The 10,565-nt window shown below is 58.2% G+C and carries 15 protein-coding genes; 8 read left to right on the forward strand and 7 right to left on the reverse strand.

The window, feature by feature from the left end; genetic code table 11:
* The first annotated feature begins 223 nt into the window (after window positions 1-223).
* Window positions 224-820: a lipocalin family protein gene (locus P7F28_RS04635; RefSeq protein WP_277183265.1), complete on the forward strand. Its 597-nt coding sequence runs from the start codon at window positions 224-226 to the stop codon at window positions 818-820.
* A gap of 70 nt (window positions 821-890) precedes the next feature.
* On the opposite strand, the gene P7F28_RS04640 is transcribed toward P7F28_RS04635, so the two are convergent.
* Both P7F28_RS04640 and P7F28_RS04645 read right to left on the reverse strand, forming a co-directional pair.
* Window positions 891-2,018, reverse strand: a complete 1,128-nt coding sequence (locus P7F28_RS04640; RefSeq protein ID WP_277183266.1) for a PAS domain-containing sensor histidine kinase — start codon at window positions 2,016-2,018, stop codon at window positions 891-893.
* Window positions 2,019-2,135: 117 nt separating this feature from the next.
* Window positions 2,136-3,170: a nitroreductase family protein gene (locus P7F28_RS04645; protein WP_277183267.1), complete on the reverse strand. Its 1,035-nt coding sequence runs from the start codon at window positions 3,168-3,170 to the stop codon at window positions 2,136-2,138.
* A gap of 206 nt (window positions 3,171-3,376) precedes the next feature.
* Between P7F28_RS04645 and P7F28_RS04650 the strand changes: the two genes are divergently transcribed.
* Window positions 3,377-3,856, forward strand: a complete 480-nt coding sequence (locus P7F28_RS04650; protein ID WP_277183268.1) for a hypothetical protein — start codon at window positions 3,377-3,379, stop codon at window positions 3,854-3,856.
* Complete coding sequence (gene phbB / locus P7F28_RS04655; protein WP_277183269.1) at window positions 3,846-4,592, forward strand: acetoacetyl-CoA reductase; 747 nt, start codon at window positions 3,846-3,848, stop codon at window positions 4,590-4,592. The genes P7F28_RS04650 and phbB overlap by 11 nt, the downstream gene beginning before the upstream one ends.
* On the opposite strand, the gene P7F28_RS04660 is transcribed toward phbB, so the two are convergent.
* Window positions 4,589-4,969, reverse strand: coding sequence for a hypothetical protein (locus P7F28_RS04660; RefSeq protein ID WP_277183270.1), 381 nt, complete (start codon window positions 4,967-4,969; stop codon window positions 4,589-4,591). The genes phbB and P7F28_RS04660 overlap by 4 nt on opposite strands.
* Before the next feature lie 72 nt (window positions 4,970-5,041).
* Between P7F28_RS04660 and P7F28_RS04665 the strand changes: the two genes are divergently transcribed.
* From P7F28_RS04665 to P7F28_RS04685, 5 genes are all read left to right on the forward strand, one after another.
* Complete coding sequence (locus P7F28_RS04665; RefSeq protein WP_277183271.1) at window positions 5,042-5,599, forward strand: universal stress protein; 558 nt, start codon at window positions 5,042-5,044, stop codon at window positions 5,597-5,599.
* 160 nt (window positions 5,600-5,759) lie between these two features.
* Window positions 5,760-6,191, forward strand: a complete 432-nt coding sequence (locus P7F28_RS04670; protein WP_277183272.1) for an Hsp20/alpha crystallin family protein — start codon at window positions 5,760-5,762, stop codon at window positions 6,189-6,191.
* A gap of 51 nt (window positions 6,192-6,242) precedes the next feature.
* On the forward strand, window positions 6,243-6,893 hold the full coding sequence (locus P7F28_RS04675; RefSeq protein WP_277183273.1) for a BON domain-containing protein: 651 nt from the start codon (window positions 6,243-6,245) through the stop codon (window positions 6,891-6,893).
* Between the two features lie 291 nt (window positions 6,894-7,184).
* Window positions 7,185-7,880, forward strand: coding sequence for a CBS domain-containing protein (locus tag P7F28_RS04680; protein WP_277183277.1), 696 nt, complete (start codon window positions 7,185-7,187; stop codon window positions 7,878-7,880).
* Between the two features lie 19 nt (window positions 7,881-7,899).
* A complete protein-coding gene (locus P7F28_RS04685; RefSeq protein WP_277183274.1) occupies window positions 7,900-8,172 on the forward strand; it encodes a hypothetical protein in 273 nt (90 codons plus the stop codon).
* A 28-nt stretch (window positions 8,173-8,200) separates the two neighbouring features.
* Here P7F28_RS04685 and P7F28_RS04690 read toward each other — a convergent pair whose 3' ends face one another.
* The 4 genes from P7F28_RS04690 to P7F28_RS04705 all read right to left on the reverse strand — a co-directional run bounded on the left by P7F28_RS04690 (window position 8,201) and on the right by P7F28_RS04705 (window position 10,489).
* Window positions 8,201-9,040 carry a universal stress protein gene (locus P7F28_RS04690; protein WP_277183275.1) on the reverse strand — a complete coding sequence of 280 codons (840 nt, stop codon included), beginning with the start codon at window positions 9,038-9,040 and terminating at the stop codon, window positions 8,201-8,203.
* Between the two features lie 35 nt (window positions 9,041-9,075).
* Window positions 9,076-9,432, reverse strand: a complete 357-nt coding sequence (locus tag P7F28_RS04695) for a c-type cytochrome (RefSeq protein WP_370467234.1) — start codon at window positions 9,430-9,432, stop codon at window positions 9,076-9,078.
* The gene (locus tag P7F28_RS04700; protein WP_277183279.1) at window positions 9,429-10,028 is read right to left on the reverse strand and encodes a hemerythrin domain-containing protein; all 600 of its coding nucleotides are present in this window, start codon (window positions 10,026-10,028) and stop codon (window positions 9,429-9,431) included. Before P7F28_RS04700 ends, P7F28_RS04695 begins: the two co-directional genes overlap by 4 nt.
* Window positions 10,029-10,132: 104 nt before the next feature.
* A complete protein-coding gene (locus tag P7F28_RS04705; protein WP_277183276.1) occupies window positions 10,133-10,489 on the reverse strand; it encodes a DUF3564 family protein in 357 nt (118 codons plus the stop codon).
* Between the last annotated feature and the right edge of the window lie 76 nt (window positions 10,490-10,565).

The raw sequence follows: 10,565 nt of genomic DNA on the forward strand, positions 1-10,565 counted from the left end.
GGAAGGAGTGGGTTGCATGATCAGCGTGGAGCATCTGAAGGGCGAGTGTGGCCGCTTCATGCACCGATTCAAACATGCGCAAACTTACCCATCCGAGCGGGAAGCGGTGCTGGGCGGCTTGCGTGAAGGCATGACGTGGATCAACCTGAAGGCCGATAACGCGATCGAGCTTTAACGAGTTTCAAGTTCGTCCATACGAACTCGTAAAACGCCCGAGGCAAGCATGATGCTCATCGCTCGATACGGCGTAACGTGGCTAATGGCATGTTGCATATCCGCGTGCACGTACATCCCTGTCAACATGAATCCGCATGCGGATGCGCCGCTTACGCCCATCTCTCTGGACTTGCCGCGTTATATGGGCCGCTGGTATGTGATCGCGAGCATTCCCATGTTCGATGAGCGCGACTATGTCGGAAGCGCCGCGCTCTGGACATTGCGTGACGATGGAGATATCGACGATGCAGTAATTGGCCGGAAGCATGGGTTCGATCAACCTGAGACTCGAAGCGTATTTCGGGCTCATCCGGAGCATGGAGCGAAAAATTCCGTCTGGAAAGTGCGTCCATTGTGGCCTTTTGAATTCATCGTGATGACCGTGTACCTTGATCCGGACTACCAGTACACGGTGCGGGTTACGCCCGACAAGGCGTTCGCCTGGATTCTGTCTCGTCGGCCGGACATGCCCGTCGAAACCTATCAGGCCATTTTGCTGAAGCTCGATGACATGGGATTCGATACCAGTCGGTTCAGGCGAGTGGCACAGCTTCCCGAACCGGCCGGTTCAGCCGGTTCACCTGGATCGGACGTGGTCCGTTGAACGGTGGCGCTGTTCGAGAGACGAGGCCCGCAAGACGACGAAACTTGCATGCAATCGCTCAGTCAAGCGCTCACTTGGGGATGCTGGTGACGATATTCTTGAGCGGAACCTCGATACCGATTCGAAAGCCCTCGTCCGGCTGGCTGTCGAAGGTAATCACGCCGCCGAGTTGATGCACGCGTTCACCCATACCAAGCAGGCCGAATGCGTCAGCGGCGCGAGGCACATCGAGCGAAGCGCCGCGACCATCGTCCTCGATGTTTAGAGAGAATATCGATTCGTCCGCAGCGACAACGACATCCACGTCGCTTGCCTGCGCGTGACGCACGATATTGGTCAGCGCTTCCTGCAGAATCCGGAAAAGCGACGTTGCGGCGGCACATTCGAACTTCGGTTCTTCGCCCTCTAACTTCAGCCGAATACAGAGCCCGAAGTGCCGACTGACATCACTCACGAGCCATTCGATCGCCGCGTATAGACCTAGCTCGTCGAGCAGTGGGGGACGCAAGCCCGCAGCGATGCGTCTGACAGATGAGATGATTCCGTCGATCTGTGTCTGAAGCGCAAGCGTTGCAGCGGGTTTCCTCTGCACGCTTTCGCCAGGCGCGCCTGGCCAGTCGAGCCTAGCAAGCTGCATCTTCAGCGCCGCAAGTTGCTGACCAAGATCGTCATGAAGTTCTCGGGCGATGGTTGCACGCTCGTTCTCCAAAGCGGCCCGAACATGAGCCGACAACTCGCGCGCGTGTTGCAACTCCGCGAGCCGCAGCCGATCGGTTATATCGCGTGTCACCTTCGCAAAACCAATCAACTCACCTTGCTGATCGTGCAATGCCGTGATGACGACGTTGGCTCGAAAGCGGGTCGAGTCCCGGCGAACGCGCCAGCCTTCATCTTCGACGCGGCCGTCATGCGCTGCGGACTCCAGTTCCCTCTGGGGTTTGCCGTTTGCCACGTCTTCGGGCGGGTAAAAAACGGAGAAGTGGCGGCCTACGATCTCCTCAGCCTCGTAGCCCTTGATTCGTTTAGCGCCGTCGTTCCACGTCGCCACATTGCCGAGCGGATCGAGCAGAAAGATCGCGTAGTCCTGTACCGACTCAACTAAAAGACGAAAGTGAGCATCGGTCTGCAAGGAGGAGGACAGAAGTCGATGCGAGAGATGGCTGCTGACGGCCGGCGGTTGACGGTTTGAGGCTTGCATCGACTCTCTCCGTTAGTGCGACACGCCAATTCGCGGCGCGGATCATTCAGGATCAAAGTTTCCGATGCATCAGTCTACGCATAGCAAAAGTTCCCGTCACGCGTTTTCCTTGGTTGCCTACTCTACGACCACCTCTTGCATCGCCCGACGCGGCGTATGCATGACGGAGGGCGCGCGTCCGATCCGCAAGAGCACCTGTGGCAGGGCTTCCATCGCGATTTCCCGACGCAGCACGCTTCGCAATTGTTCTACTTCGATTGGCTGATTGAGGAAGGATGCGCTTAACTCAAACTTTGTCGCGGTCAGAAGAACCCTTTCAAGCGCCTGCCCGCACGCAAGCCACGCGAACGGGCTGTCTTCTCCTGTGCCAATACAGAGCAACATCGGTGAGTGGTCGAGCAGGCGCTGATGGGAAGCGGCGATGCCGTCGTCCATCGCAAAGGTGCGTATGGCTGCGGCCATGATGGGTACGGTGAAGTCGAGCAACCCTCCCACACTTCCCGCGTACGCGGGCATGCCATCGCCGTGGGTTCCGGTGTAAATCCAACTCGCCAGCTCGCGCCGAAACCGGACGTCTCGAAGTTGCAGGTGATCCGCCTGCGTCACCAATTCAGCGACGCGATCGCGAATATCCGTTCGGCCGATGGATACCGCATCCACACCCTCGGCTAACGCGGCTTGCACGAGGGCGTCCTGAATATCTTCAGGGACCGGGGTAGGAGCAAAAGCGGATCGATTCGTTACGCGTCGAGTCATCACGTCAAACAACGTCGCGATGCTCGTATCCCGTGGCGATCCTCGATCGACTCGAACACGAGCGAGCACATCGGGATCGTCAGGATCGGGAAACAACTTGATGGTATAGCCGAGACCGAAGCGCTGAAGCGCAACGCGCAGATTGAAGAGCGCAGCGCCGCATCCCATGATGAGTTCGCGATCGTAAGGATCGACCACGGAAAGTGCGCGATTACGATCGGCACACACGAGCACGGTTGTGCCATCAACAAGAAAGCGCCAGGGTTGGGCGTTGTGATTGGACGGCGCGAGCGCCGCGTAGCGCAGGGCGAAGCGCAGTTTGATCGCGTCGTCCGCGAGCGGCGAAAGATCGGTTTCCCGGATATCCCACGCGTTGGGCATCGTGTCGGCGTTCATGCCATGAAGTGAGTAGGTTCGATATGTCTCATGCTCTGACGCGACCCCTCTGCGCCGGTTGATGCACATCAACGAACTCCGCTGAAAACAAAGGTCGAGCGTCGTTGATGCAGGTCAATCGGATCGAAGCGCATGTGCCTAAAGTCGGGAGCCAGGCAGGGGTTAATCCTCGTGCCGCAGCCGACCAGTCATGTGGGAGAAAAGTGATGCAGACGCCATTCGATCAACCATTCAATGTGCCGCGCGAAAACGTCCTTCTGATCTTGCGATGGATGCAACTGGCTAACGAAGCGCGAGAGCACTTCCACGAGACGCAACTTCGCAGCATCGAACTCCAAACTCGCACATTAAAGCGCACGCACGAGACGCTCGCCGCAGTGTCGAGTCCAAACGAGGCTTTGGCGTCCATTCAAACGATCTTGCGCGATTATTCCGCCGATTTCGTGTCGCTGATGCAGGAGTGTGCCGGGCTCGAAATGTCGGCAGGCAATGTCTTGCGCCAAGGTCTCTCGGATCAGGTGAAGAACTGGCAGTCGGCGTGGCTTGGCCAGATGAGTCGCATTGCCGGCGCAGAACAGGCCGCTGAATCGGTGCTGCGGGACGTGATGCAAGACGTGATGCAAGGCGATCAACCCAGCCCTGCCTCGCCTCGAACCCGATCAAAAGGAGATCAACATGCCGCATGAGCGCACGGCGCTTGTCACCGGTGGTTGCGGCGGATTGGGATCGGCCATCGCCCGCATGTTGTTCGACGAAGGACTTCGCGTCGCAGTCACCTATTCTCCACACAATGATCGCGTGCGAAGCTGGCTTGAGCAGGAGCGTGCAGGCGGCCGCGATTTCCAGGCATACGAAGCCGATGTCTCCGATTTCGATTCGTGCGCAGGATGCGCGTACGAGATTCACGAAGCGTTTGGACCAATCGATTGTCTCGTGAACAACGCGGGCATCACTCGCGATGCGCGCTTCGTCAAGATGACGAGGAGCGACTGGGATCTTGTTCTGCGCACCAACCTCGATGGGCTATTCAACATGACCAAGCCCTACATCGGCGCGATGATCGAACGAGGCTTCGGGCGCGTGGTGAATATCGGCTCGGTGAACGGTTCGCGCGGCGCGTTCGGACAGGCCAACTATGCAGCAACGAAGGCGGGCATTCATGGTTTCACCAAGTCACTCGCGCTTGAAGTGGCGAAAGCGGGCGTGACCGTCAACACGGTGTCGCCGGGATATCTTGCGACGTCGATGATTCAGTCCGTGCCGGACGATGTCATGCGCACGAAAATCCTGCCGCAGATTCCGCTTGGACGGCTCGGACGTCCCGAGGAAGTGGCGGCATTGGTCGCTTTTCTTTGCAGAGATGATGCCGCGTTTATCACCGGCGCGGACTTAGCCATCAACGGTGGCATGCACATGTGTTAGGCCGGGGGCATGGTTCGTAATAGCTCAATCGAGAGATGGATATGAGTAAGACTTCTGTTCAGCGCCGCCAGCGCGCAGCATTCGGACGCATCCTCCTGTGTGTGGATGCGACGGAGGATCGAGCGGACGCGGCATCGTTGGTCACGGCTCTGGCTGACGCAGATTCGAAGGTACGTGTACTGGGTCTGCTCGAGAATACACGTGCGACGATCCCAAATGCGCCGCTCGCTTTTTTTAACTGAAGTGCCGCGCACGCAAATCTGCGCCGCCGTGTCGAGGCATGCATGCGTGCAGCGCGCATGACGGTGCATGACGCAGCGCTCGATGTCGATGAGCAGATTGAGGACATGTTCGAGCGCGGAGGCGATGCGGCTCATGCCTTGACGCACGCAGCGCTCAACTGGCGCGCCGATCTGATCGTACTTTCATCGCGCCAGCAAAGAGCGGTGTTGGGCTGGACCGAGCGCGCCGCGCGCGATGCCACGAGCACCTTGAGCTGCTCGATTCTGTCGTTACCGGAACGCGCTACACGAAAGACTCCGGGCCGGCCGCGGCGAATTCTGTGTGCGGTCGATGGCAGCCTGGCATCGTTCGAGGCGCTACGTGCGGGGTTCAAGATCGCTGCGCCAGGCGCCTGCGTGAGATGCGTCTACGTACTCGATCGCTCGGCGCGCGCAGAGGAGAGCGTGACGGCGGCTTCAGTACAGGATGCTTTTCTGGAAGAAGGGCACGGAGCACTGCGCAAAGCGCAGATTGTCTTCGCTCAGTCGTGGAATGCCTCCGATTTCAAATTCGACACAACGATCGTTGAAACGGAGCAAAGCGGCGACGACGTGGCGCACGCCATCTTGCGGCAGGCCGCCGAGTGGCAGGCGGACGCGATCATCATGGGCACACACGGTCAGCGTGGCGTCGCGCGTTGGATTCTTGGATCAGTGTCGGGCCGAGTGAGCGTGCTGACGGATCTGCCGTTGCTGCTGACTCGCAGACACCTGGCCGATGCCTAGGAAGTCGAAGGCGCGCTTCATGGGGTTGCTTGACACAAGTCAATCGAGAAATCGCCGAGCACCGTTACCTTGTGCTTGTTTCACCAATGCATGTCCCGCCGGGTTCGACTCAGTATTTCCACGGCTCGACTATTTTTCCACTCATCGCAAGGAGACTATCGTGAGCAACGTCACGCGCTTTGATCCTTTCTCACTCGATCCCATGTCCGAGATGTTTCAGGGACTGTTTCGCCCGTTACGTAGCCTTTCATCAGAAGACGCAGCGCTCGGTCATTGCAAGATCGATGTGAGTGAAACTGATTCTGCCTATCAGGTGAAAGCAGAACTTCCTGGCGTCGAAAAGAAGGACATCGAAGTTAAGCTCGATCGCAACACCGTGTCGATTCATGCCAAAACGGAGCGCCATCAAGAGCAGAAAGACGGCGAGCGAGTGATTCGTCGTGAACGCTATGTCGGCGAAGTGAGCCGCTCATTTTCGCTCGCGGGGGTGATCGATGACGCCAGCGCAAGCGCGCAATATCAAGACGGCGTTCTCACACTCACGCTGCCCAAGAAGGCGCCGGCCGATCAAAAGCGCCTCGCGATCAATTGATGCCATAGGCGCGCTGTTGTTGCACCCGTTCATTTGTGCAAGGAGGTCCTCATGAAGGAGGATTGGAAGCTCAAGCAAGACATCGAAGAAGAACTCGAATGGACCCCCGGTGTTGATGCTGCTCATATCGGTGTGGAAGTGGCGCATGGCATTGTGACCTTGTGCGGGTACACGTCCAGCCTGGCGGAGAAGCTCGCCGCAGAAGAAGCGGCGCGACGGGTGTCCGGCGTCTGCGCCGTGGTCGTCGAAATGGATGTCAGGGTGCCACATCACGATGTGCGTTACGACTCGGACATCGCAAGCGCGGCGAACACCTTGCTGCGATGGACCGTTGGCTTGCCTGAAGGCGCGGTCAGTGTGCAAGTGGAGCACGGCCACGTCACGCTAGGCGGGGCGGTCGAGTGGGCCTATCAAAGCCGTATGGCGGTGAGCGGCATCGCGCATCTTCGAGGTGTATCCGGCGTAACGAATCAGATCCGCGTGCAAAATGATCTCGCGTCCGCGGATGTGGGCGAAGCGATCTCTCGCGCACTCCAGCGCCATGCAATACGCGAGGCGCAACATATCGATGTCAAAGTTGAGGACGGCACGGTAACGCTGTCCGGAACAGTCGAGAGCATGGCAGAGCGAAATGCTGCCCGCGGCGCAGCATGGGGAACCCGTGGCGTCAACGCAGTTGTCGATAATTTGCGATTCGGTTAAGCGCGAGTGCTTTCGGGGGGCAAGGTTGAGGCGTCTGTCCCCGCAGACGCCTCTTTTTTCGATGTACAGTTGACTGCGAAAGGACGTTTCGTAGTTCTGATCGCTGATCGGGGCCGACCATCAACTTGCGCGCGGTTGGCGGATGAAGTTGTCAATCACGCTACGTTGCATGTCATCATCGACGAGAACGAGTCAGCGCTGAATGATTGACACAAGTCAACCGCGTGGGGGTTGGAGAGTCGTAACGTGAGTGCGTGTGAAAACGCCTTTGCCATCGTCCAGGAGCCCATGATGCAAGCACGTGATGTAATGACATCCTCCGTCGTCTGCGTGACGCCCGACACGACTATCCACGCTCTCGCCTTATTGCTTGTGCAGCATCGCATTAGCGCTGCGCCTGTCGTCGATGAGAACAAACACGTCATCGGCATGATCAGCGAAGGCGATCTACTCCGGCGCGACGAAATAGGCACAGAAAAAAAGCATGTTCGTAGCTCGTGGTGGCTCGAAATGCTGGGTACGGATCGCGGCGCAGGCGCTTATATCAAGTCGCATGCACGCACGGTGGGTGAGCTTATGAGCCGCGAGCCGGTGTGTGTGAATGAGGACGCTTCGCTCGCGGACATTGCGACTATCCTCGAAACGCATCACATCAAGCGGGTTCCTGTACTGCGCGATGGCAGGCTCGTGGGCATTGTCAGCCGTTCAAATATCGTGCAGGCGCTGGCGTCGGCGTTGATAGCGCAGCCCGAGCCAAGCGCGGCAAGCGACGTCGAAATTCGCGCGATGCTCATGGGCGAGTTGGCCGGGCGCGAATGGGCATTCCCGGGTCGCAACATCGTCGTGCAGAACGGCATAGTGCATCTGTGGGGCACGGTCTGGTCGAGCGATCAACTCGATGCCATGCGCGTCGCAGCAGAGGGCATCCCGGCCGTGAAAGGCGTCGAAGATCACACCATCCCATATCCGATCATGCCGGGAATCTGAACATGCACGGAGCGACGCAATGAATCAGGAACTCACGCTCGATGCACCCGTGCGATATGGGACGAGCTTTGTTGAATTCATCGGCGGTCTCGATGGGAAACAGCAGGTTTTTCGCATCGATGCCAGCGTCTTCAAGGAACTACTTCAGATCCAACGCATGGACGAGGTAAGCATGAAGACGCTTTTTACGGCCGCGCCCGATCACTTCCTGTTCGTCGCGGCGCGCAAGTTGGCCGAAGACGGGCCGAGCGTTACACCGATTTCGCTCACGCTCACCGACCTGCTGAGCTAATCGGCTTCCTGCCCGCGCTGTCGCAAATCTAGTTCGACATAAGCACTGGCACGTTGGCGTCCTGCAATACAGCGCGCGTCAGCCCGCCGAAGACCGCCTCGCGCAAGCGTGTATGGTGGAACGCTCCCATGATTAAAACGTTCGCCTGATTGGATTGCAGGTATGCCATCAGCGTCGTTTCGACACGGGACTCCTCGGGCACAACGAGTTCAACGACGCTGGCATGAATAGCGTGTCGCTCAAGACTATTCGAGAGGTGCTTAGCGTCGCTTGCGTCTGCATGCAACGCGGTTCGTTCGGGCCGCATCGTGACAATGTCGATTTGTTGAGCACAATGCAGAATTGGCAACGCATCGAAAACAGCGCGGGCGGCTTCACGGCTGCCATCCCATGCAATCACCGCAGTTCCGTCCAGCGGCGTCCGCGCATGCTGCCGAGGCCAGATCAACACCGGTCCGCCTGCGGCCATGATGGTTCGGTCAGGATAGCGGTCGGCAAAATAGGCATCATGCTCCGCGCTGTCATGCTGACTGACGATGGTCAGATCCGCGTGCCGCGCATGAATGTACAGGGCAGCGCCAGTCGTCATCTCGTTCGCGTGCCAGTCATGCGTTACCTTCGACGTCAGCAGCCGGCTGCGAAAAGCATGCTCGGCCTGCTCATGCCGCTCGCGGCACAAGGCTTGTAGCGAAACCTCATATCGGTGCTGCGGCTCCGCCTGATAGTAAAACCGTGGATCGAGCGTGAATTCCGAGTAGACGCCGCAAAGATGCGCATTGAAACGCTCCGCCAATTCGACGGCAGCGTCCAGACGGTGCGCAGCGTGCGTGCCCGTATCGAGTGCAACGGCAATGGTCTTGTACGTCATCGAAGTCTCGCTTTGACAGCATTGGTTGAGTTGAGTCATTGGCTCAAAACCCACTCCACGAGCGTGCGAGCATCGTCACGAGAAAGCGCTCCGCCGCCTCTTTCGATGGCCGACGGCATCGCGTTCTTGCCCCAGTGAGCTTCGCCGCCTTTGCGAAGCTTCTGCTCAAGCATGTCTTCGGCACCGGCTGTGTCGCGGTATCGGTTAGCGATTTGTTGGAAGGAGGGCGCGCGATGTGGCACATCCAACTTATGACAGAACATGCAGCGCTGCTGATCGATTAGCCAAGTGGGCTCTGGCCGGTCGCCAGAGAAGCAATCACTGGCGGTGGTGACCAAAGCCAACGTCACGCAGATCGGATTGAGCGGACTTGCGACCTTCATGACGGTCATGACGGCAGCTGTGTTTCACCGACCGTAGGCACCGTACTGGCGATCAGACGGTAAAGGCTGTCCAGACTTTCGCCCTCGAATGTCGCATCGCCAAACGGATCAGAGCGCGACTCGAACGCAGCGTCGATTTGCTCCCAATCTTGCGCCGACAACAGGCGTTGAGCCGCGGGCATAATCAGCGTTTCCTCAACGCGTCGATGATTGGCGCAGAATGCCGCATATTGCTCCAGGAGTGTGCGTAGCCCGAATAGCACGGCTTCGCCTTTAAGTTCAAACCGCGTGAGGGCGTGTTCCAGATTGCGCAGCCGTACATCGCCTTCGATGTGCTCGCACTGGAGTTCGTCGAGCACGTCGTCATAGTCGTCGGTGCGTTTCCTCAGCGCGGCGAAAAGGAAGCGGTCTTCCATCGGATGATGAAATTGCTCCGGATATTCGCGCAGGTAATAGAGCATGGCGCGCAATACGATCGGGTCGGGCGCCGGTCCACCATCGGCGACCTGTTTGATGAAGTCGAGCATGGCGGTCGTGATCGTGGCAAGACGTTTGTGGTCAAGGCGAATGATGCGCAAAGCCGTTTGCTCTGTCGGGGCATTCATAGTAATGTTCCAGTGACGGCCTGCGCCATCAAAGCGCAAGCGGTAGAACTAGCGAGATGAGCAATCGATTCTTCCACGGTTCAACGCACGCCCGTTGATCTGGATCAGCCGACATCCAACGTGTCGACCTCGGCCGGATCGGAGACGAGGTCCACATGCCAATGTCCCGCTGCCGGCTGGATGGCTTGTTCGCCGTACCAAAGCGCCAATCCGGTCTCGCCTTCGAATGGACCTTGCATATCATTCATGTTGAATGATTCGAGTTCGCAGATCAGAGCATCTTCGTCCAGGTCGTAGAGCGCCAGACACATGTCAGCTTCCCTGAAAAGCCCATCGATCGGAACATGAAGGCCGTGCTGATTGGAGCAATGCCACCTGTGCGATGCCGGATCCAGGTTCAGGATCGCGTAAGCACACGGACTTACGCGATCGAAGGTGTCGAGATGAACGGTGATACGCATGGTTCGAAGCCGCCTTAACGATCGCAAGGTTGACCAACTGTCCCACGAGGTTAAAACTCCGGCTCGACGACACGAT

It is taken from the genome of Caballeronia sp. BR00000012568055 (assembly GCF_029439455.1).
GTDB lineage: Bacteria > Pseudomonadota > Gammaproteobacteria > Burkholderiales > Burkholderiaceae > Caballeronia.